The following is a 22,165-nucleotide window of genomic DNA, read 5'->3' on the forward strand; positions in this document are numbered from 1 at the left end:
AGAGCAGCTTCGTAGCTGATTCCGAGTACTTTGGCGGGGCCCGGAACAAAAAGTGAAGGGTAACGCTACGGAGTATTTAAAACGCAAAACGTTTCGTATCTAGTTTTCAGGTGATCAAACATCTGAACTGATTTTAAGGCTGCAAGTCCTTTCTAAGGATGGATATTTTGCCGGTGAATAATCATCGAAGCAAAGGCAGCGCAAAAATCCTGTTTGGTGGCGATGGCGGAGGGGTTCCACGCGTACCCATCCCGAACACGACCGTTAAGCCCTCCAGCGCCGATGGTACTTGGACCGAAGGGTCCTGGGAGAGTAGGACGCCGCCAAGCGAAGGACCACTGTTGATGTATAATCGACGGTGGTTTTTTTATTTTGCTGTGAATAATAAAATTGCATGATTAAATAACAGTGGATAACACGCGGCATGATCGCTCAACCCCACACTTTCAAACACATTTTCGTTCACATTGTCCAGGGTTGGCTGTGGATGAACGCGGATCATGCCGGATCATCCACAGCATGATTGGCAATGCCGCCGCAATTTCAATTTTGTACACAAACTTATCCCATCCGTGCACATGCATCCTCCATTTTGCTCGAAATTTCGTCCACAAATTCACAAATTCATCCCCAACATTCACAGGTGTAGCTTCGGTTTTGACCATTAAAGACCGTTTTTGCATTTTGCATCCCAAATCTTGTGGGTAATTCATTGACTTTGCCATGCCCGTTTGACATACTCGATGTGTAATCCACAGCTATTTGCTAATGATTTGTTCATTAAAAGCTTTTCGAATACATAGGCGAGGTGAAATGGGATGGAAATCAGAACATTGAAACCCGAGGAATTCGATGCCTCGATGGAACTGGGCGAATATGCCTTCCAATACCGGGTGACCGCGGAGGAAAAGGAAAAAGCCAGAAAACGGTTTAAGCCCGAGAATACGTGGGGCATTTTTGACGAGGATGGACGTTTAAGCGCCAAGCTGGGCTTGCTGAACGTGGACATTTTCGTCAATGGCAGAAAGATGCCGATGTCCGGGGTTGCGGGGGTAGCTACATGGCCGGAAAACCGCAGGCAAGGGCTGGTTAAACAGCTGCTTACGCACTCTCTTAAGGTCATGAACGAATCGGGCAAGCTGCTGTCCATGCTGCATCCGTTTTCATTTGCGTTTTACCGTAAATACGGCTGGGAAATGTTCAACGATTATAAAAAGTACGTCATTCCGACCGAGAAGCTCCCCGCCAAGCAGGTGACCGAAGGAACCGTTCGCCGCGACGTCAAGGATATTCCCGTTTTGAACCGGATTTATGAAGCGTACGCGAGCCGGTATAACGGTATGATGGTTCGGAGCGAGGACCGGTGGAAGCATGCGATTTTGGGTGACGAGGACCATACCGCCGTCTTTTACGATGCATCGGGAGAACCGCAAGGTTTCCTATTGTATAAAGTCGAAAAGCAGGAAATGGAAGTGCATGAGTTTGTCTGGCTGACGGAAGAATCCAGAAGGGCCTTATGGACGTTTATCTGCAATCATGATTCGATGATCAAACAAGCCGTGCTTGCTCAAATGCCGATGGACGACGGATTGACGTATATGCTGGCGGATCCCCGGATTACGCAGGAAATCCATCCTTTCGGGATGGCCCGAATCGTGAATGTTGCCGGCTTTATCGAGGCGTATGCATTCCAGGGCACCGGGGAGGAGCAGACATGGACGGTTCGGCTCCGGGATCCTTACGCCCCATGGAACGAAGGGAATTGGCGTATTACCGTCTCTCCTGAGGGTAATGCTGCCGTATCGAAAGAAGACGAAGGGGAACCGGCCCAGCTGAGCTGCGACATTCAAACGCTGACAACGCTGATGTTTGGCTACAAGCGTCCCGGCGAATTGGTGAACATGGGCAGATTAGCCGGTGATCCGGAGGCTGCTGCGCTGTTGGAACGGGTCATCCCTGCCGGCCGGACATTTTTGCTGGACTTTTTCTAAAAAATAGTTACTGATCAAGACTTTCCCGCAGCACCGCGGGGGAGTTTTTTTATACAATCTGCTCGATTTGAAACGCCCAACGCTGAATTTCTTCAGCACCCAAGGGATGGAATGGAGCAAAAAGGTCAAAAATGATATCAGATGATTAAACGATGTTCGAAAAGTCAAAGGCGAAAAATACCGTTTGCGGCGTAATTTAAGGCTTGCCCCTTGGCAAAACGCGAGAATGTGTTATAATATAGTCAAAGAAAGTCAAAGTCAATTGCTGATCAAATTTGCATATCCTGTTGGAATCGCACAGTTTATGTATGATCTGAATTGTCTGAAGTTACACTAACCATGCCGCGCTGCATCATATGCAGCCATGGTTGGCCGTTCATTTTATGCGGTTCGCACACCGATCCTTTGGTTAATTTGGTTGTATATCCCGAAGGGGATCGGACGCGCATCTGTAACCGGCTTTCTAATAGCAGTACGGGGATTTTGCCCGTAAACCGGTTTTGGTTTGGCAAAATCCTGAACTAAAGTGGAGGATGAACGATGCGTAATATCTCTGATGTTATTGAACAATATCTGAAGAGTATTTTGCATGAGAGTCCCGACGGGTTGATCGAAATACAGCGCAACGATTTGGCGGACCATTTTTCCTGCGTACCTTCCCAAATCAACTATGTCATAAGCACACGGTTTACGCTGGAAAAAGGTTATCTCGTGGAAAGCAAGCGCGGAGGCGGCGGTTACATCCGGATCAGGCGTATCAGTCTGCCGCAATATTCGGCGCTTCATACTCATCTGCATCAGACGATTGGCGATACCATAGACCAGACGGTCGCGGAAGGGCTCATTTACCAGCTGGAGGAGGCCCGGTTACTGACCAAACGGGAAGCAAACATGATGCGGGCAGCCGTTTCCAGAGAGGCTTTGATGATCAAACTTCCGTACAGGGATGAATTGCGTGCAAGAATCATGAAGGCGATGCTGATTTCTTTGTTAGGCAAATGAGTCTACGGAGAAAAGGAGGTACAGCGATATGTTATGCCAAGAATGCGGCAAAAGACCCGCAACGCTCCATTTCACCAAAATCGTAAACGGCGAAAAAAATGAATTCCACATTTGCGAAACTTGCGCAAGGGAAAAAGGAGAGATGCTCCCCGGTACGTCGGGTGGGTTCTCGATACACAGCTTGCTATCAGGGCTGCTCGATTTTGATTCCGCGGGCAAAGGGATGACCAGCAGCGTCAAAACGCCCCAATCCCTGCGGTGCGAAGAATGCGGAATGACGTATTCCCAGTTCAGCAAAATCGGCCGGTTCGGCTGCAGCTCCTGTTATAAATATTTTGGCGACCGTCTCGATCCTTTGTTCAAAAGGGTGCACGGGAACACCGTCCATGTCGGCAAGGTACCGAAAAGAAGCGGCAGCCGGATTCAATTGAAACGTCAAATCGACGATCTGAAACTCGAGCTTCAGCGGCGGATTCAGCAGGAGGAATTTGAGGAAGCCGCCCAGCTTCGGGATCGAATCAGAACGCTTGAAAAAGAAATGGCAGGACAGTAATGTACGCTTAAGGAGGAATGCGTGATGCCCAATCTCAGGTTTACCGAGAAAGCGCTGAGCGAATGGATGCGGGGGACGGCAAGCGACTCCGATATCGTGATCAGCAGCCGGGTACGGATCGCACGGAACCTGCAGCACATGCCCTTTCCCCTCTTGGCAACGCGCCAGCAGTCGGAGGAAGTGCTGAATCGGCTGGCCAAAGTGGCGGATACACAGGCGATCAAGTCCTTGGGGACGTTTTATACCGTTAAGCTGGATGAGATCGAGCCGATCGACAAAAGGGTGCTGGTCGAAAAACACCTGATCAGCCCAAGCCTCGCGAACGAGTCCCAGAACGGGGCCGTCATGATCAGCGAGGATGAGTCGGTCAGCATCATGATTAACGAAGAAGACCATCTTCGCATCCAATGTCTTTATCCGGGTTTTCAGGTCCGCGAGGCGTGGGAAAAAGCGACGGCCATCGACGACCAATTCGAGGCCGAGGTGGATTACGCTTTTGACGACAAGCGCGGCTACCTGACCAGCTGTCCGACCAACGTGGGGACGGGGCTTAGGGCATCGGTGATGATGCATCTGCCGGCGCTTGTCATGACGCAGCAGATTAACCGGATTTTGTCCGCGGTCTCCCAAGTTGGCTTAACCGTTAGAGGAATTTACGGCGAGGGCAGCGAAGCAATAGGGAACCTGTTTCAAATCTCCAACCAGATCACGCTCGGGCAAACCGAATACGAAATCATCGATAACCTGCACAGCGTCGTGCTGCAGATCATCGAACACGAGAAAAATGCGCGCACGCGTCTCATGAACGATTCCCGTCTTCGCATCACGGACCGGATCAAACGGTCTTACGGCATTTTATCGTACGCGGAGGTCATGGATTCCAAAGAGGCCGGTCAGCGGCTCTCGGACGTGCGTCTGGGGATTGACCTGGGGATCGTACAGGGGCCTTCCATTCCGGTGATGAACGAACTGAACGTTATGACGCAGCCGGGTTTTTTGCAAAAAAAATACGGCCACGACATGAACAGCGAGGAACGCGACATTTACCGGGCAAGGTTGATTCGCGAGACTCTGGCGAAAGCCTGAGCCGAAGATTTAGACTGAAAAGCAAACAAGAATTCGATATATTTCAAACTCATGGAGGTGCAGGAGAATGATGTTCGGAAGATTTACGGAACGCGCTCAAAAAGTGCTGGCACTCGCTCAGGAGGAAGCCGTTCGTTTGGGACATAACAACATCGGCACGGAGCATATTTTGCTCGGGCTGATTCGCGAGGGTGACGGCATTGCCGCGAAGGCATTGATCGGACTTGGCCTCGGACTCGAAAAAATCCAGGATGAAGTGGAAACGCTCATCGGCAGAGGGCAGGAGCAGCCGACCAATATCGCCTACACTCCGCGCGCCAAAAAAGTCATTGAGTTGTCCATGGACGAAGCACGCAAGCTGGGTCATACCTACGTGGGAACGGAGCATATCCTGCTCGGACTGATCCGCGAAGGTGAAGGCGTTGCGGCCCGCGTATTGAACAATTTGGGCATCAGCCTGAACAAAGCGCGCCAGCAAGTGCTGCAGCTGCTTGGAAGCAGCGAGGCGGTATCCAGCCATCACGGCTCCCAGGCTAACGTCAGCACGCCGACGCTGGACTCTTTGGCCCGCGACTTAACGGCCATTGCCAAGGAAGGCAACCTGGATCCGGTGATCGGCCGCAGCAACGAAATTGAACGCGTCATTCAAGTTCTCAGCCGCCGCACCAAAAACAACCCGGTGCTGATCGGCGAGCCTGGGGTAGGTAAAACCGCGATCGCGGAAGGCCTCGCCCAAAAAATCATCAACAACGAAATTCCGGAAACGCTGCGCGACAAACGCGTTATGACGCTGGATATGGGGTCGGTTGTTGCCGGCACCAAATACCGCGGCGAATTCGAGGACCGCTTGAAAAAAATTATGGATGAGATCCGCCAAGCCGGCAATATCATCCTGTTCATCGACGAGCTGCATACGCTGATCGGCGCAGGCGGCGCGGAAGGCGCCATCGACGCCTCGAACATTCTGAAGCCTTCGCTGGCCCGCGGCGAGCTGCAATGCATCGGCGCCACGACGCTGGACGAATACCGCAAATACATTGAAAAAGATGCCGCTTTGGAACGCCGGTTCCAGCCGATTATGGTGGATCAGCCTTCTCCGGAAGAAGCGATTCAAATCCTGTTCGGACTGCGCGACCGTTACGAAGCCCATCACCGCGTGAAAATTACGGACGAAGCGATCGTGGAAGCCGTGAAGCTGTCTGACCGCTACATTTCCGACCGGTTCCTGCCGGATAAAGCGATCGACCTCATCGACGAGGCGGGCTCCAAAGTAAGGCTGCACACGTACACGATCCCGCCGAATCTGAAAGAGCTGGAAAGCCGCCTCGAAGACATCCGCAAGGAAAAGGATTCGGCGGTGCAAAGCCAGGAATTCGAAAAGGCGGCTGCGCTTCGCGACACCGAGCAAAAGATCCGCGAAGAGCTTGAGACCACGAAAAACCAATGGAAAGAAAAACAAGGCCGCACCGACTCCGAGGTGACGCCGGAGGATATCGCGCAAGTGGTATCGAACTGGACCGGAATTCCGGTGCGCAAGCTGAAGGAAGAAGAGACCGAACGCCTGCTGAACATGGAGAATATTCTTCATGAGCGCGTCATCGGCCAGGAAGAAGCCGTCAAGGCTGTCAGCCGGGCTGTACGCCGCTCCCGCGCAGGGCTGAAGGATCCGAAACGTCCGATCGGATCGTTTATTTTCCTCGGTCCTACCGGGGTAGGTAAAACCGAGCTGGCCCGCGCGCTCGCGGAAGCGATGTTCGGCGACGAAAATGCGGTAATCCGCATCGACATGTCCGAATACATGGAGAAACACTCCACGTCGAGACTGGTCGGAGCGCCTCCGGGATACGTCGGATACGAAGAAGGCGGCCAGCTGACCGAAAAAGTGCGCCGCAAGCCGTATTCGGTAGTGCTGCTCGACGAGATCGAAAAGGCGCATCCTGAAGTATTCAATATTCTGCTGCAGGTGCTTGAAGACGGACGCCTGACCGACTCCAAAGGCCGCGTGGTCGATTTCCGCAACACGCTGATCATCCTGACCTCCAACGTCGGGGCGGAAGCGATCAAACGGAACTCCACGCTCGGATTTACGGCGGTCAACGATGCCGGCGCCGATTACAACAACATGAAGGACAAAGTGATGGGCGAGCTGAAGAAAAGCTTCCGTCCGGAATTCCTGAACCGGATCGACGAAATTATCGTCTTCCACTCGCTGGAAGAGAAGCATATCGCCGAAATCGTTTCGTTGATGGCCGAAGAGCTGCGCAAACGGCTGCGTGAATACGACGTGGACTTCACGCTGACCGACAAGGCCAAAGCGTTCCTGGCGAAGGAAGGATACGATCCGGCCTTCGGCGCCCGTCCGCTGCGCCGCGCGATTCAGAAGCATATCGAGGACCGCTTGTCCGAAGAGCTTCTGACGGGCAAAGTGTCCAAGGGCGATTCGCTTGTGATCGATGAAGAAAACGGCGAACTGACGGTAAGAAAAGCAGACAACGTGTCGGCAACGTCCTAAGAATAAAAGAAAATAAAAATATGGTTTAATGTAGGGGGATTGACTCGCCGCTGATCATGAGCGGCAGGTCAATCCCCTTTTTAGATGTCGAATGTACAAGTTTGGCTCATACGTTCTATTTTTCTTGCAGATCGTCGAAAGACGCTCTGAAACACATGTAAACTTTTTGCAAATACTTTACGATAAAACTTAATAAATGGTAAAATTAAAATAATGCCAATTTTCTGAGTGATCGACAAATTCAGACAAAATCCATCACCAACAAGGAGAGGTCATGGCTAAAACAAAAACGAAATTTTATTGCACGGAATGCGGCTATGAAGCTGCCAAATGGTATGGTAAATGTCCCGGTTGTCAAGCTTGGAATACCATGGTGGAAGAAACTGAAAGCGTCATTAAAACGCAGGGAATGAATTCTCCGCTGTTTCATAGTAAAGAAAAGGCGCTTTCGATCATAGATATAGAGAGCAGCAATGAAGCGCGCGTGCACACCGGTATCGGCGAATTGAACCGCGTCCTTGGCGGCGGGATCGTGCCGGGCTCGCTCATTTTGGTCGGCGGAGACCCTGGGATCGGGAAATCGACGCTGCTGCTGCAAACCTCGCATGCATTAACGACATCCGGTCTGCGTGTTCTCTATATATCCGGCGAGGAATCGGTGCGGCAAACCAAACTTCGCGCGGATCGGCTCGGGGCGTTGTCTCCGGAGCTGTACGTGCTTTGCGAGACGAACATGGATCTGATCGAGGAAGCGATCAACAGCATTCAGCCTCAGTTTCTCGTGATCGACTCCATCCAAACCGTGTACATTCCCGAGGTGACAAGCGCACCGGGCAGCGTGGCCCAGGTGCGGGAATGCACAGCCCGGTTTATGCGCGTTGCCAAAGGCATGGGCATTGCAACGGTGCTTGTCGGGCATGTTACGAAGGAAGGAGCCATCGCGGGTCCGAGACTGCTTGAACATATGGTGGACTGCGTATTGTATTTCGAGGGAGAGCGGCATCATACGTACCGTCTGCTTCGGGCGGTGAAAAACCGTTTCGGGTCGACGAACGAGATCGGCATTTTCGAAATGAACGAATCCGGGCTGACGGAAGTGGGCAACCCGTCCGAGCTGTTTTTATCCGAACGTCCGCTTGGCGTTGCCGGTTCGACGGTGGTTGCCAGCATGGAAGGAACCCGTCCGGTTTTGGTCGAGCTCCAGGCGCTGGTGTCCGCGACGCATTTCCCGTCGCCGCGCCGGATGTGTACGGGCGTGGACCATCACCGGATGGGCCTCATTATCGCCGTGCTGGAAAAGCGGATGGGCATGTTTTTGCAGAACCAGGATGCATATTTGAACGTAGCGGGAGGCGTGAAGCTGGATGAACCGGCAGTCGATTTGGCGATTGCCGTCAGCATCGCCTCCAGCTTTCGAGATATTCCGACAAAACCGTATGACGTCATGTTCGGCGAGGTAGGCTTGACCGGCGAGGTCCGGGCGGTCTCGCGCGCCGAGCAGCGGGTAAGGGAAGCCGAGAAGCTTGGTTTCAAACGGATTATCATGCCGGAAAAAAGCTTAAAGGGGTGGAAACACCCCAAAGGAATTGAAATCATTGGCATCAATACCGTGGCAGATGCGCTAGCGGTCGCGTTAGATTAGGGGGCATAAAGAGATGAAGGAACCGAGCCAATTGGATAAAATGAACGACCTGCTCAAGCTGGTCGCACCGGGCACTCCGTTTCGGGACGGCCTGGAAAACGTGCTGCGCGCCAAAACCGGAGGTCTGCTGGTCGTCGGCTACAGCCCGGAAGTCATGGAAGTGGTCGACGGCGGCTTTTCGATCAACTGCGATTTTTCGCCGAACTATTTATACGAGCTCGCCAAAATGGACGGAGCGATCATATTAAGCGAGGACCTGAAGCGGATTTTGTACGCCAACACCCAGCTGATTCCGGATTCCTCCATTTCCTCGACCGAAACGGGTATCCGCCATCGCACCGCCGAGCGTGTCGCCAAGCAGACCGGCAAACTGGTCGTGTCGATTTCCCAGCGCCGCAACATTATCACGTTGTATCAAGGCACGCTCCGATATGCGCTGAAGGAAATCGGCGTTATTTTGACGAAGGCGAACCAGGCGCTTCAGACGCTCGAAAAATACCGCGCGGTTTTGAACCAGTCGCTCACCAACCTGTCTGCATCGGAATTCGAAGAACTCGTAACCGTTCCCGAGGTCGTCAACGTCATTCAGCGGGTTGAAATGGTGCTGCGGATCAAAATGGAAATCAAGCGCTATATCAATGAGCTGGGCAACGAAGGCCGGCTGATCAGCATGCAGATGGAAGAGCTCGTCAGCAATATGGAAGAGGAAGCATGGCTTCTGTACAAGGATTACGCCCGGGAAGACAACGACGAAAAAATCCGCGAAATCATTGCCGGACTGAAGCGGGCCACGGACGATGAACTGCTCGACATTCATTATGTCGTGCGGCTGCTCGGCTACCCGATCTCCGCGGCGAACTCGGAGGAGTCCATCGCACCGCGCGGATACCGCATCCTGAACAAAATTCCGCGGCTGCCGAACGTCATCATCCATAACTTGGTTGAGCAATTCGGAGAGCTGCCGCACATCATGATGGCAACCATCGAAGAATTGGATGAAGTGGATGGAATTGGCGAAGTCAGAGCCCGCAACATTAAGGAAGGTTTGAAACGTTTACAGGAACAAGTATTCATTGACAGACAAATTTAAATGCCATACAATCAAGTGATGATACGGGGGTACTAAAAAAATTCGAGGTGAAAAAATGTTTACGAAATCAATTCCGAACATGTTTACGTTAGGTAACTTGTTTCTCGGAATGGTAGGAATTATGCTGGCTTTCGACAACAAATTAAGTTTGGCGGCCATCATGATCATTATTGCGATGCTTTGCGACGGATTGGACGGCCGGGTGGCCCGGGCGCTCAATGCACAAAGTGAATTCGGCAAGGAACTGGATTCTCTCTCGGATGTCATTTCTTTTGGTGTAGCACCCGCACTTATCATGTATGTTACTTCTTTCCACGGCATGCACCATGCGCTTATCTGGACCGTAACGGCCATATTTCCGATTTGCGGCGCGCTGCGTTTGGCGCGATTTAACGTTCAATCCGGGATTCCGGGATATTTTATTGGATTGCCTATACCGGCTGCAGGTGGCGTTTTGGCCACGTTGTCGCTGTTTCATAAAGAAATTTCGGCCCCTTACATGATTATTGGCATGTTGATTCTGTCGTATCTGATGGTCAGCACGGTGAAGTATCCGAACTTCAAAAAGGTGGGGCTCCCGAAAAAAGCCGTGATGTACGCCCCCGTCGTCATTATCGCGGGAGTCGCCGTCGCCGTTATTTTTCCGGATCAACTATCCAAGCTTATTTTCGTTCCGCTGGTTCTTTATGCAGCCTACGGATTAAAGCAAAATGTGGAGAAGCTGACCCGCAGGCGCCATCAAGATCAATCGACGGACCAAAAAGTGTTCAATGATCATTCATAGCCGCAAAAATAAAAAGCATTTATTTCCCGCTGCTCGCAGCGGAAATAAATGCTTTTTTGTTTGCCTTGTATTCCATAACGGGATTGCCACAAGTCTATGACAGATTAAACAAGCCAAGCGTAGAACATTTTTGCGATTCCTTCTGGACGACTTCGTCCATGTTGATGCCCAGCAGGTTGCATAAAGCCGACATGTAGAAAATGTTGCGTCCCAGTTCGGCGCTGATGATTTCCCTGCAATTTTCGCATAACTCTCCGCGAACATGGGTACGGACGACGTCCTTGGCCTCTTCCAGGCTCACTTCGGACTCAAAGGACTGTTTGGTGGCATGGAGTTCGATACAGCCGCAGTCCGTAACGGCCTTGGCGACAGCCCGGTTGACGGATGCGCTGCTTTGCCCGTTTTTGGACAACACATCCAGCAGACTGCGGTGACGGAGCAACAATTCGGAAACCTGATCCTGAAAAGCCTGTAAACTTGGTGCGCTCATTTTCCTTTTCACCTCTAGCATAAGAATTGAGTTCATTATATGCCAGGCATTTGCCCATTTTCAACCAAAAATGACACGTCCTTCAGAAGCGTATTCGATACCCGCGATAGAAAAATTTGGGCCCTTCAGGATTATGAGCGCCGAATTTGGACCATACTGCTAAGGAAATATGTATAACTGATACAGTTTAAGGAGGTGTGGGAACTTATGCTGAGAAAATTCATCGTGGCGTTTGCCGGATTGTGCGGCGCTTGGGCGGGTTATACCCTTCATCAATCAGCCGGATGGACGTTCCCGAATTTAGGTATTGATCAATCCGTATGGGGACGCTTGATGTTCGCAGGACTTGGAGCAATTTTATTTCTGTTGATAGGTTCTCTGTGCGCCCACGCGCTTGCGGCACGTTTTCAATCGATGATTCAGACGCTGGCGGGCATGCCGATGAACGATCTGGCGGCCGGGGCCGCCGGGTTGACCGGAGGGCTGTTGCTGTCGCTCCTGATCTACCCGAGCCTGGCATGGGCGGGCAAAGCGGGCGAGCTTGCCGCCGTGGGATTAACCCTTTTTTGCGGATATATGGGTTTCCGGATCGGCCTGGACAAAAAAGACGAGCTGGCCACGCTGTGGACCTCGGGACGGTGGAGCAAGGGCGACGCATACGAGGACCGGAAAATCGAAGAGCATAAGATTTTGGATACCAGCGTCATCATCGACGGGCGGATCGCGGATATTTGCAAAACCGGCTTTATCGAAGGAACGATCGTCATCCCCGAATTCGTGCTGGAAGAGCTGCAGCATATCGCGGATTCGTCGGATTTGCTCAAACGCAACCGCGGCCGCAGAGGGCTGGATATTTTGAACAAAATCCAAAAGGAGCTGGATGTCCGGGTGCTGATCTACGAGGGAGATTTCGAGGAGATTTCCGAGGTCGACAGCAAGCTGGTCAAGCTGGCCAAGGTTCTTCAGGGGAAAGTTGTCACCAATGATTTCAACCTGAACAAAGTGTGCGAGCTGCAAGGCGTGTCGGTTCTGAACATCAACGATCTGGCCAACGCCGTAAAACCGGTCGTCCTGCCGGGAGAGGAAATCATGGTGCAGGTCATCAAGGACGGAAAAGAACATGGCCAAGGCGTAGCCTATCTGGACGACGGAACGATGATCGTGGTTGAAGGCGGGCGCGATTACATCGGCAGCATGATGGAAGTGCTGGTGACAAGCGTGCTTCAAACTTCCGCCGGACGGATGATATTTGCCAAACCGAAACTGTTGGAAAAAGCCCAGTAAAAGGGGTATGATGGGGGTATACATTTTTTCTTTCGGTTGATCGAGGAGGCAAATTGCAGCTTGGACACTCAAAATCGCGTGGGCGTCGTGGTGGTTTCCGCGGGCAGAGGCTCGAGAATGGGAACCCGCGAAAGCAAGCAGTACCTGCTGCTTGAGAACAAGCCCATCATTATGCATACACTGGAAGTCTTCGACCGGATGCCGCTGGTACACGAAATCGTGCTGGTTACCGGGGCGGAAGACGTCGAGCGGTGCGCCGGGTGGATCGCCCATTACGGGCTTCGCAAGGTCGTTAACATCGTGCCGGGCGGCAAAGAAAGACAGCAATCCGTATATAAAGGCTTGTTAGAAATCAGCACGGAATGGGTAATGGTTCATGATGGCGTCAGACCGTTCATCGAACCGGAACGAATCGAAGCATGCTATCAAAAAGCTCTGCTTGCCGGGGCGGCGGTGCTTGCGGTTCCCGTGAAGGATACGATCAAGCAGGTGAGCGGTTCGGGAATGATCGAAGCGACCCCCGACCGCCGGAGTCTGTGGGCAATCCATACCCCACAGGCTTTTCGTCTTTCCGATTTACTAAAGGCGCATGAGCAGGCGGAGGCCGACGGTTTTGCCGGTACGGACGATTCGATGCTTGTAGAACGGATGGGCATTCCGGTTGCAGTCGTGGAAGGCAGCTATACCAACATCAAGATCACCACGCCGGAAGACTTGGAATATGCCGCATTTATGTTAAAACGTGGGGAGAGAGAAGGATAGATGATACGAGTAGGACAAGGATTTGACGTGCATCAGCTTGTGGAAGGCAGGCCGTGCATTATCGGGGGAGTTACCATCCCTTACGACAAGGGCTTGCTCGGCCATTCCGACGCCGACGTGCTGCTGCATGCAGTAACGGATGCGATTCTCGGCGCGCTGGCGCTCGGCGATATCGGCAAGCATTTTCCGGATACCGATCCCGCCTTCAAGGACGCGGACAGCTTGAAGTTGCTGCTTCATGTATGGGAGATGGTCAAGGAGCGGGGATACCGGCTCGGGAACATCGATTCCACGATCATCGCCCAAAAGCCGAAAATGGCGCCGTACATCCCGCAAATGGTTGACGTCATCGCACGTGCCCTTGATGCGGAGCCGGAGCAGGTGAACGTCAAGGCGACGACGACCGAGCAGCTCGGTTTTACCGGACGCGGCGAAGGAATCGCGGCGCAATCGGTTGTCTGCCTTGTCAAAGATGTGCTATCATCTTGAAGGATTTGAGCGGCAGAAACGTAAGTAAACGGTTCATCGCCGGTTAGTTGAATAGTTACAGTGAAAGTAGCGAAGGGGGCGGAATCGATTCTTTCGAAGCTGAAAGCTTTTTGAAAAAAAAGCTGCTTCATAAGCATACGCTAGCGGTCGCCTAAAAGCTTTCCGAAGGAAAGCTAGCATCGTAAGCATAAGCTTTGTCTCCGGATTTCTACCATGTTGGAAATCTTGATCATGAAATTTGGAGACAACAGCGATCGGAAGAACGATCCGTAACACGTAGCGGTCACTTTGCACTGTATGAACTAAATTGCAGATTGAACCGAGTAAACACAAAGCGGAGGGGTATGACCATGACTGATAAAGTTCGCGTACGGTACGCACCGAGTCCTACGGGACATTTACATATCGGAAACGCCAGAACGGCGCTGTTTAACTATTTATACGCCCGTAACCAGGGCGGAGACTTCGTGATCCGGATCGAGGATACCGACGTCAAGCGGAACATTGCCGGGGGCGAAGAAAGCCAGCTGAAATATTTGAAATGGCTCGGCCTCGATTGGGACGAAAGCATCGATATCGGCGGCGGCTATGGTCCTTACCGTCAGACGGAACGTCTCGACATCTACAACAAATACACGCAGGAGCTGCTGGACAGAGGGCTTGCTTATTACTGCTACTGCACGGAAGAAGAGCTGGAAAAGGAGCGCGAAGAGCAGATTGCGCGCGGCGAAACTCCCCGTTATTCCGGCAAACATCGTAATTTGACCGAGGAGCAGCGGAAAGCATACGAAGCGGAAGGCCGCGTCGCAAGCATCCGTTTCCGCGTTCCCGACGACAAAACGTATACGTTCGACGACATGGTCAAAGGAACGATTTCGTTTAATACCCAGGATACCGGCGATTTCGTCATCGTAAAAAAAGACGGCATTCCGACGTACAACTACGCGGTCGTCATCGACGATCACCTGATGGAGATCAGCCACGTGCTGCGCGGGGAAGACCATATCTCCAACACGCCGCGGCAGCTGATGATCTACGAAGCGCTCGGCTGGGAGCCGCCGCGTTTCGGCCATATGACGCTGATCGTCAACGAACATCATAAAAAGCTCAGCAAACGGGACGAATCGATCATCCAGTTCATCGAGCAGTACGATCAGCTCGGCTATTTGCCGGAAGCGCTGGTCAACTTCATCGCCCTTCTCGGCTGGTCGCCGGAAGGAGAAGAGGAAATTTACAGCCTTGAAGAATTGATCAAAATCTTCAATCCGGACCGGCTGTCGAAAAGCCCGGCGGTGTTCGACCAGAACAAGCTGGCGCACCTCAACAACGCATACATTAAAAAAGCGGATCCGGAGCGTATTGCGCAGCTTGCCATTCCGCATCTGCAGAAAGCGGGCCGTCTGCCTGCAGACCTTAACGCCGAACAGGAAGCATGGGCGAAAAAGCTGGTTGCCTTGTATCAAGAGCAAATGGTGGCCGCTTCGGATATCGTCGAATTGTCGGCCATGTTTTTCCGCACCCATCTGGAAGTGGACGCCGAAGCCCAGCCGATTTTGGGCGAGGAGCATGTACCGACCGTGCTGAAGGCGTTGCTTGCAAAAATCGAAGCTTCCGAGGAGTACTCGGCGCCTCATATCGCCGCTTTGATCAAAGAGGTGCAGAAAGAAACGGGCTTTAAAGGCAAGCAGCTCTTTATGCCGATCCGCGTGGCGCTGACGGGCCAGATGCATGGACGCGACCTGAACGAAACGATTTATTTGCTCGGCAAAGATCGCGTCATCGAACGTTTGAGATCGCATATCAAAGGAGCTTGATCGCGGGCGGCCGTCCGCGGAATGAGCCCAAATGCCGAAAACTTTCTTGTCAGCCCGACGTATTTTCGGCTATAATAACTACCAAAATAAGATCTATAAAGCCTGTCTATAAGAGCAGGCCGAACATAGACGAAGTGATGAAGAAGCGATGAGCAGGAGAAGTACGCTTTAGCCTCAGGCATTTACCAGAGAGGATAACCTCATGGAGAATTTGCTTTCCATGCTGGCTGGAAGTTATCCATATGCCGGCTGCGGAAATGCGCCTGTGAGCTGCATGGATGAGCGGTTTCGTTATTGAAGCCGTTAGACTGTGCCGGAAGGCCCCCGTTATCGGGCAATCGAGTGGAATCTGAAGCCGCGTGCATATGAAGTTGCCATGCATCCGTGTTCAGGTTCAAGCAGAGTGGAACCGCGTATCAAACGCCTCTGCAGCGAAAGCTGCCGGGGCGTTTTTTGGTCTTCAGGCAAGCCGCCGAACGGGCGGCAGCCTGTGCTTATGGGAGCGAAGGAAGAGAAGAGGACAAAGAGGGGAACGGACATGTTCAAAAGAATCAGATCGGATATCCAGACGGTATTTGAAAACGATCCGGCCGCCCGAAGTTTGTTCGAGGTGGTATTCACCTATTCGGGCTTGCATGCCATCTGGGCCCACCGGATCGCACATAAGCTGTACACCCGACGATGGTTCACCCTTGCCCGTGCCATTTCGCAGTTCAGCAGATTCATGACGGGGATCGAAATCCATCCCGGCGCTAAAATCGGCAACCGGCTTTTTATCGACCACGGCATGGGTGTGGTGATCGGGGAAACCTGCGAAATCGGCGACGATGTCGTCATTTACCAGGGCGTAACGCTCGGCGGTACGGGGAAGGAAAAAGGGAAGCGGCATCCAACGATCGGCAACAACGTCGTCATTGCTTCCGGTGCCAAGGTTCTCGGTTCTTTTAAAGTGGGCGACCAAAGCAACATTGGAGCCAATTCCGTCGTGCTGAAGGAAGTACCGCCCAACAGTACGGTCGTCGGCATTCCGGGCCGGATCGTGAAGCAGGACGGCCGCCGCGTCGACCGCCTCAGCCATCAGCTTCCGGACCCGATCGTCGACTCGCTCCGCAGCATGCAGGAGGAAATCAACCGGCTTCGAAAGGAACTCGAACACTTGACAAACGAACGCGGCGATCTGGTTCGAATCAACGCCGTCCCAAGCCGGGAGCAAGGGGAATGACCTCTGCCGGGGGAAGGGGGTTAACCCCGAGGCTTATTTTTGGCGATGTTCCGGTTTCGCTCTTGCAATGGCTTTACAGCTTTTAGTTTATAATAAGAAATGAGGATTTTGGCATAAAATCCCGAATGAAAGGAAATGTGACTATGGCGCTTCAAATATATAATACATTGACACGATCCAAAGAAGAGTTCGTTCCGATGGAACCCGGAAAAGTAAAAATGTACGTATGCGGCCCCACCGTCTATGACTACATTCATATCGGAAACGCGCGTCCCATGATCTTTTTCGACGTCGTTCGCTCGTACCTCGAGCAGATCGGCAACGAGGTGAACTACGTCGTCAACTTCACGGACGTGGACGACAAGCTGATCCGGAAGGCGGAGCAGACGGGAAGAACCGTGCCGGAGGTCGCCGATACGTTTATCAAGGCCTATTACGAGGATTTGGAAGGACTCGGCATCGAAAGAGCGACCGTTAACCCGCGCGTGACCGAAAACATGGACAATATCATCGCTTTCATCCGCGAGCTGGAGGAAAAGGGCTTTGCTTACGAAAAAGGCGGCGACGTCTTCTATCGGACGAACAAGTTCCCGGATTACGGCAAGCTGTCGCACCAAAAGCTGGATGAACTGCAGTTCGGCATCCGCATCAACGTCGACGAGCGGAAGGAAAGCCCGGAGGATTTCGTGCTTTGGAAAGCGGCGAAGCCGGGCGAAATTTACTGGTCCAGCCCATGGGGCGACGGACGCCCGGGTTGGCATATCGAATGCTCGGCTATGGCCCGCCGCTATTTGGGAGACACGATCGATATCCACGGGGGCGGACAGGATTTGCAGTTCCCGCACCACGAATGCGAGGTGGCCCAGTCGGAAGCGTTGACGGGCAAAACGCTGGCCCGCTATTGGATGCATAACGGCTATATCAAAATCAACAACGAAAAAATGTCGAAATCGCTCGGCAACGGCATTCTCGTAAAGGATTTGCGCAAGGAATTCAAAAAAGAAGCGATTCGTTATTTCATGCTTTCGACCCACTACCGCAACCCGCTGAACTTCAACGCCGAAACGATGGATCAGGCGATGAACAGCGTGGAGCGCATCGCCAATGCCGTCTCCAACCTGAAGCACCGCCTCGAAACGGTAACGCCTGACGGGCACGGAGCGGTCCGCGAGGAGTTAAAGCAGAAGCTTGACGGCATTTTGCAGCAGTATTACGAGAAGATGAACGACGATTTTAATACGCCGGACGCGATCACCACGCTTTTCGAATGGGTGAACGAAGCGAATATGCTGCTGAAGGAGCCTGTCGTCAATCCGGAAGAGCTGAAACTGATGTTGTCTGCCTTTGAACAATTAAACGCGGTGCTCCGTCTGTATGGCGGCGAAGAAAACGAACTTCTGGACGAGGAAGTGGAGAAGCTCATCGCGGAACGGACCCAGGCCCGCAAGGAGAAAAACTGGAGCCGCGCCGATGAAATCCGCGATCTATTGGCAGCGCAAGGAATCGTGCTGGAGGATACGGCGCAGGGCATGCGCTGGCGCCGGAAATGAGCGGCCGGGACAACGGAGGGCTGCCGCCGGAAGCGGGCGCGGAATGGGCGGGCTGGTTCGAATACCCGCCTTCCCGGCAGCCCCGGCTGATTCCCCCGATCGTGCTCGCGTACATCGGGGATGCCGTTTATGAAGTGGCGGTCAGGCAATACCTGATTTCCAAACCGAACCTGAAGCCGAACCAGCTTCACCATCAGGCGACCGGCATCGTATCCGCAAAGGCGCAAAGCCGGATCTTGGCTGTGCTCGAACCGGTCCTGACGGACGAGGAGAAGGACGTCGTAAGACAGGGACGCAACGCCAAGTCCGGCACCATCCCCAAAAACGCGAACGTGCTCGAATATCGTCACGCCACCGCATTCGAAAGCCTGATCGGATATTTGTATTACACGCAGCGGCATGGCCGGATGCGGGAGCTGATCGGGATGGGGATCGAATATATGGAGCAGCAAAGGCACATCAAATAAAGCTTGTGGAGGATAACATGGAGGAAGAAATTATCGGCGGGAAGCATTCGGTCATCGAAGCGCTGAAATCCGGCCGCACGATCAATAAAATATGGGTTGCGGAAAACGCGCAAAAACATTTGACGCAGCCGATCGTCATCGAGGCGAAAAAGCTCGGCGTGATCATTCAGCACGTGGACAAGCGCAAGCTTGACCAGCTGGCGCCGGGCGTCCAGCACCAAGGGGTCGTGGCTCAGGTCGCCCCTTACGCCTACGCCGAAGTGGAGGACATTTTGCGGGCCGCCGAAAGCAAAGGCGAGCCGCCGTTCATTTTGCTTTTGGACGAGATCGAGGATCCGCACAATTTGGGGTCGATCCTGCGTACGGCCGACTGCACCGGCGTGCATGGCGTCATCGTTCCGAAACGCCGCTCGGCGCAGGTCACCGCGACCGTGTCCAAAACTTCCGCGGGCGCGGCTGAATACGTTCCCGTTGCCCGAGTCACGAACTTGGGGCAAACCATCGACTCCTTGAAGGAAAAAGGGATTTGGGTCGTTGGCACGGACGTATCGGCCGCGGCGGGCATTTACGAAACGAACGTCTTTGACGGCCCCGTAGCCATCGTGATCGGCAATGAAGGCAAGGGCATGGGGCGGCTGATCCGCGAAAAATGCGACGTTCTGGTCAAGCTGCCGATGAACGGACGGATCAACTCGCTGAACGCCTCCGTGGCCGCCGGCGTTGTGATGTACGAAGTATTGCGTCGCCGCGCCCAAGGTTAACGCGGGATGGCGGATTTGCGGGATGTGCTCCTGGTGGACGGCTACAACATGATCGGAGCTTGGCCGTCTCTTGCGAAGCTGTCGCAAATCAGCATGCAGGAGGCGCGCGACGAGCTGCTGGGCAAGCTGGCGGACTATCAGGCTTTTACCGGCCGCAAAGTCATCGCGGTCTTCGATGCGTACCGGGTTCCGGGCCTTGGCAAAGCTTTTTCCCAAAGCAAAATCCAAGTTTTCTTCACAAAAGAGAAGGAAACTGCCGATGAATGTATAGAGCGGCTTGTCGGAGAGCTCAGTCTCCGCAGCCGCAAAATCTATGTGGCCACCAGCGATTTCATCGAGCAGCATGTCATCTTCGCCCGCGGCGCGCTGCGGCTTTCGGCCCGCGAACTTTTGAACGAGGTCGAAAACTGCGAGAAGGCGATCCAGCAAAGGATTGAGCGGGAGCATGCTCCGAAGACGCGAAATACGCTGGACAGCAAGCTTAAACCGGAGCTTCGGGAAATATTCGAAAAGTGGCGCAGGCAATAACAGAAAATGGCAGTGATTACAAATTTGCATCTCTTGACAATTTTGTTAGTCGTGTTCTTTTTTAGGTAATACGTGGTTGACGGTGCCAACCGCCATCATTTATACTGTTCGTATATTTCACAGAGTAACGGGTACCTTGCGTTGCAGCCGGGGGGATTCTTGGTGAGTGTAGACCTCAAAGAATTAACGTTGTCGGATTACGAGTACAAGTCGGATGAGGACGTTGTCGAATATTTTCGTGAAGGCGATAGCGAGGCGCTTGAGTTCTTGATTAACAAGTACCGGAATTTCGTGCGCGCCAAAGCCAGGTCTTACTTTTTGATCGGCGCCGACCGGGAGGATATCATTCAGGAAGGCATGATCGGCCTATACAAATCGATCCGTGATTTTCGGGTGGACAAGCAGTCTTCGTTCAAAGCTTTCGCCGAGCTGTGCATCACGCGGCAGATCATTACGGCGATCAAGACGGCGACGAGACAGAAGCATATTCCGCTGAATTCCTATGTCTCTTTGGACAAGCCGATTTACGATGAAGATTCCGACCGGACGCTGCTTGACGTTATTTGCGGTTCGCAGGTGTCGGACCCGGAGGAACTGATCATCAACCAGGAAGAGTTCGTAGGTCTGGAGGACAAGATGTCCGAGATTTTAAGCGACCTGGAACGCAAAGTGCTGATGCTGTATTTGGACGGCCGCTCCTATCAGGAGATTGCGGTTGACCTTAAGCGGCATGTGAAATCGATTGACAACGCTCTGCAGCGTGTCAAACGCAAATTGGAACGTTATTTGGAAGTTCGCGACAATTAGACGCTTGGAACGAAAAGGCTCTGTACGGAGTCTTTTTTTTCACAATCGGACAATGATCGGGTTTAAGCGTCCCAGGAATGAATCATAATGGTAAATGATTGCAGGGCGGCTTTCGAGAGAAAAAAAGGCTTGAAAATACTAGGGATGAAGCGGTCCCGGCGTGCCGGGAACAGGGCCATTCTTTCGTTGACACGGTTTGACCCTTATGATAAAGTGTTTTAGGTAGGCCTAAATTCGCGTGTTTTAGTGGATGATCAAGCAAAGACCAATAGGTTTTTGTTTATTATTCATTTCGCAGGAACGGTTTTTTCTTTTCAGCAATGAAGGGCTTGGGCTGTTCTACAAGGAAATAATGAGCCTTCTGAAAAGAAGGACGTCTTCGGGAGGTGCACAGCATGCGGGTAATTATCACTTTGGCTTGTACAAACTGCAAACAAAGAAACTACACAACTACCAAAAACAAGCGAAATCACCCCGACCGCATGGAGATGAAGAAATTTTGCAAGTTTTGTAACGAGCAAACTCCTCATCGCGAAACCAGATAGTTTTTTGGAGGTGTAGTCGGCGTGAAAAGTAGTTTCAAGTCTCTGTTTTCCTTTTTCTCTGAAAGCTGGGCGGAGCTCAAAAAAGTTCGCTGGCCTAATCGTAAAGAGCTGACGAATTATACTCTGATCGTCCTCGGCACCATTGTATTCGTCACGATTTATTTTTGGGTTCTGGATATCGGCATTTCCGCTGTGATCGAAGCGATTATTTAAGAAGGGTCCCGGTGGCTTGATATGGAAACTATGGAAAAAAGATGGTACGTTGTTCATACCTATTCCGGGTATGAGAACAAGGTCAAGGCCAATTTGGAGAGACGCGTCGAGTCCATGGGCATGGAAGACAAGATATTCCGCGTTCTTGTTCCGATGGAAGAAGAAGTGGTAAACAAGGACGGCAAGAAAAAAACCGTCATGAGAAAGGTTTACCCGGGGTATGTCTTGGTTGAAATGATCCAAACCGACGACTCCTGGTATGTTGTTCGCAACACGCCCGGGGTAACGGGATTTGTCGGTTCGACAGGTTCGGGTTCCAAGCCGACGCCTTTGCTTCCGGAAGAAGTGGATCAGATTCTGAAGCATATGGGCATGGAAGAACCAAAACCGAAAATCGAATTCGATATCAAGGAATCCGTGCGGATCAAAGTTGGTCCATTTGCGAATTTTGTGGGCTCTGTAGAGGAAATTCTCGCCGACAAGAGCAAACTCAAAGTTCACGTCAACATGTTTGGACGGGAAACCCCGCTTGAGCTGGATTATACTCAGGTGGAGAAGATATAAATATTTCTT

General features: G+C 52.4%; 22 protein-coding genes and 1 rRNA gene. 22 read left to right on the plus strand and 1 reads right to left on the minus strand.

All coding sequences use genetic code 11. From position 1 onward, the window contains the following. The first annotated feature begins 212 nt into the window (after positions 1 to 212). From rrf to pssA, 9 genes are all read left to right on the plus strand, one after another. Positions 213 to 329 (plus strand): 5S ribosomal RNA (gene rrf / locus RJP21_RS28100). A gap of 489 nt (positions 330 to 818) precedes the next feature. Next, on the plus strand, positions 819 to 1,991 hold the full coding sequence (locus RJP21_RS28105; protein WP_310862205.1) for a GNAT family N-acetyltransferase: 1,173 nt from the start codon (positions 819 to 821) through the stop codon (positions 1,989 to 1,991). A 540-nt stretch (positions 1,992 to 2,531) separates the two neighbouring features. Continuing rightward, positions 2,532 to 2,993: a CtsR family transcriptional regulator gene (locus tag RJP21_RS28110; RefSeq protein ID WP_160045349.1), complete on the plus strand. Its 462-nt coding sequence runs from the start codon at positions 2,532 to 2,534 to the stop codon at positions 2,991 to 2,993. 28 nt (positions 2,994 to 3,021) lie between these two features. After that, positions 3,022 to 3,546: a protein-arginine kinase activator protein McsA gene (mcsA, locus tag RJP21_RS28115; protein ID WP_160045350.1), complete on the plus strand. Its 525-nt coding sequence runs from the start codon at positions 3,022 to 3,024 to the stop codon at positions 3,544 to 3,546. 24 nt (positions 3,547 to 3,570) lie between these two features. Further along, entirely contained in the window at positions 3,571 to 4,632 is a 1,062-nt protein-coding gene (mcsB, locus tag RJP21_RS28120; protein ID WP_160045351.1) for a protein-arginine kinase McsB, read from the plus strand. A 67-nt stretch (positions 4,633 to 4,699) separates the two neighbouring features. Then, positions 4,700 to 7,144 carry an ATP-dependent protease ATP-binding subunit ClpC gene (gene clpC / locus RJP21_RS28125; RefSeq protein ID WP_160045352.1) on the plus strand — a complete coding sequence of 815 codons (2,445 nt, stop codon included), beginning with the start codon at positions 4,700 to 4,702 and terminating at the stop codon, positions 7,142 to 7,144. A 274-nt stretch (positions 7,145 to 7,418) separates the two neighbouring features. Further along, positions 7,419 to 8,786 carry a DNA repair protein RadA gene (gene radA / locus RJP21_RS28130; protein ID WP_160045353.1) on the plus strand — a complete coding sequence of 456 codons (1,368 nt, stop codon included), beginning with the start codon at positions 7,419 to 7,421 and terminating at the stop codon, positions 8,784 to 8,786. A gap of 13 nt (positions 8,787 to 8,799) precedes the next feature. Continuing rightward, a complete protein-coding gene (gene disA / locus RJP21_RS28135) occupies positions 8,800 to 9,876 on the plus strand; it encodes a DNA integrity scanning diadenylate cyclase DisA (protein WP_160045354.1) in 1,077 nt (358 codons plus the stop codon). Positions 9,877 to 9,931: 55 nt separating this feature from the next. Continuing rightward, positions 9,932 to 10,660, plus strand: a complete 729-nt coding sequence (gene pssA / locus RJP21_RS28140; RefSeq protein WP_310862206.1) for a CDP-diacylglycerol--serine O-phosphatidyltransferase — start codon at positions 9,932 to 9,934, stop codon at positions 10,658 to 10,660. A 94-nt stretch (positions 10,661 to 10,754) separates the two neighbouring features. Here pssA and RJP21_RS28145 read toward each other — a convergent pair whose 3' ends face one another. After that, entirely contained in the window at positions 10,755 to 11,150 is a 396-nt protein-coding gene (locus RJP21_RS28145) for a nucleoside triphosphate pyrophosphohydrolase family protein (protein ID WP_160045356.1), read from the minus strand. Positions 11,151 to 11,357: 207 nt separating this feature from the next. Here RJP21_RS28145 and RJP21_RS28150 point away from each other — a divergent pair, with 207 nt between their 5' ends. From RJP21_RS28150 to nusG, 13 genes are all read left to right on the plus strand, one after another. Further along, on the plus strand, positions 11,358 to 12,434 hold the full coding sequence (locus RJP21_RS28150; protein ID WP_160045357.1) for a PIN/TRAM domain-containing protein: 1,077 nt from the start codon (positions 11,358 to 11,360) through the stop codon (positions 12,432 to 12,434). Positions 12,435 to 12,494: 60 nt separating this feature from the next. After that, positions 12,495 to 13,196: a 2-C-methyl-D-erythritol 4-phosphate cytidylyltransferase gene (ispD, locus tag RJP21_RS28155; protein ID WP_268895085.1), complete on the plus strand. Its 702-nt coding sequence runs from the start codon at positions 12,495 to 12,497 to the stop codon at positions 13,194 to 13,196. Continuing rightward, positions 13,197 to 13,685, plus strand: a complete 489-nt coding sequence (gene ispF, locus RJP21_RS28160) for a 2-C-methyl-D-erythritol 2,4-cyclodiphosphate synthase (protein WP_310862207.1) — start codon at positions 13,197 to 13,199, stop codon at positions 13,683 to 13,685. A gap of 350 nt (positions 13,686 to 14,035) precedes the next feature. Next, the gene (gltX, locus tag RJP21_RS28165; RefSeq protein WP_310862208.1) at positions 14,036 to 15,499 is read left to right on the plus strand and encodes a glutamate--tRNA ligase; all 1,464 of its coding nucleotides are present in this window, start codon (positions 14,036 to 14,038) and stop codon (positions 15,497 to 15,499) included. Between the two features lie 538 nt (positions 15,500 to 16,037). Further along, entirely contained in the window at positions 16,038 to 16,721 is a 684-nt protein-coding gene (cysE, locus tag RJP21_RS28170) for a serine O-acetyltransferase (protein ID WP_160045360.1), read from the plus strand. A gap of 143 nt (positions 16,722 to 16,864) precedes the next feature. After that, on the plus strand, positions 16,865 to 18,271 hold the full coding sequence (gene cysS / locus RJP21_RS28175) for a cysteine--tRNA ligase (RefSeq protein ID WP_310862209.1): 1,407 nt from the start codon (positions 16,865 to 16,867) through the stop codon (positions 18,269 to 18,271). Beyond that, positions 18,268 to 18,738 (plus strand): Mini-ribonuclease 3, encoded by a 471-nt coding sequence (locus tag RJP21_RS28180; RefSeq protein WP_310862210.1) that lies wholly within the window; start codon positions 18,268 to 18,270, stop codon positions 18,736 to 18,738. Before cysS ends, RJP21_RS28180 begins: the two co-directional genes overlap by 4 nt. 17 nt (positions 18,739 to 18,755) lie before the next feature. Then, positions 18,756 to 19,499: a 23S rRNA (guanosine(2251)-2'-O)-methyltransferase RlmB gene (gene rlmB / locus RJP21_RS28185; RefSeq protein WP_310862211.1), complete on the plus strand. Its 744-nt coding sequence runs from the start codon at positions 18,756 to 18,758 to the stop codon at positions 19,497 to 19,499. Between the two features lie 6 nt (positions 19,500 to 19,505). Beyond that, positions 19,506 to 20,027 carry an NYN domain-containing protein gene (locus tag RJP21_RS28190; RefSeq protein ID WP_160045364.1) on the plus strand — a complete coding sequence of 174 codons (522 nt, stop codon included), beginning with the start codon at positions 19,506 to 19,508 and terminating at the stop codon, positions 20,025 to 20,027. Positions 20,028 to 20,189: 162 nt separating this feature from the next. After that, positions 20,190 to 20,834, plus strand: coding sequence for an RNA polymerase sporulation sigma factor SigH (sigH, locus tag RJP21_RS28195; protein ID WP_036712530.1), 645 nt, complete (start codon positions 20,190 to 20,192; stop codon positions 20,832 to 20,834). A 395-nt stretch (positions 20,835 to 21,229) separates the two neighbouring features. Further along, positions 21,230 to 21,379: a 50S ribosomal protein L33 gene (rpmG, locus tag RJP21_RS28200; protein ID WP_076176720.1), complete on the plus strand. Its 150-nt coding sequence runs from the start codon at positions 21,230 to 21,232 to the stop codon at positions 21,377 to 21,379. Positions 21,380 to 21,400: 21 nt separating this feature from the next. Beyond that, the gene (gene secE, locus RJP21_RS28205; protein ID WP_036712533.1) at positions 21,401 to 21,592 is read left to right on the plus strand and encodes a preprotein translocase subunit SecE; all 192 of its coding nucleotides are present in this window, start codon (positions 21,401 to 21,403) and stop codon (positions 21,590 to 21,592) included. Positions 21,593 to 21,622: 30 nt separating this feature from the next. Next, complete coding sequence (nusG, locus tag RJP21_RS28210; RefSeq protein WP_160045411.1) at positions 21,623 to 22,156, plus strand: transcription termination/antitermination protein NusG; 534 nt, start codon at positions 21,623 to 21,625, stop codon at positions 22,154 to 22,156. Positions 22,157 to 22,165 lie beyond the last annotated feature (9 nt).

This window comes from Paenibacillus sp. VCA1 (genome assembly GCF_031583795.1).
Lineage (GTDB): Bacteria > Bacillota > Bacilli > Paenibacillales > Paenibacillaceae > Paenibacillus_AQ > Paenibacillus_AQ albilobatus.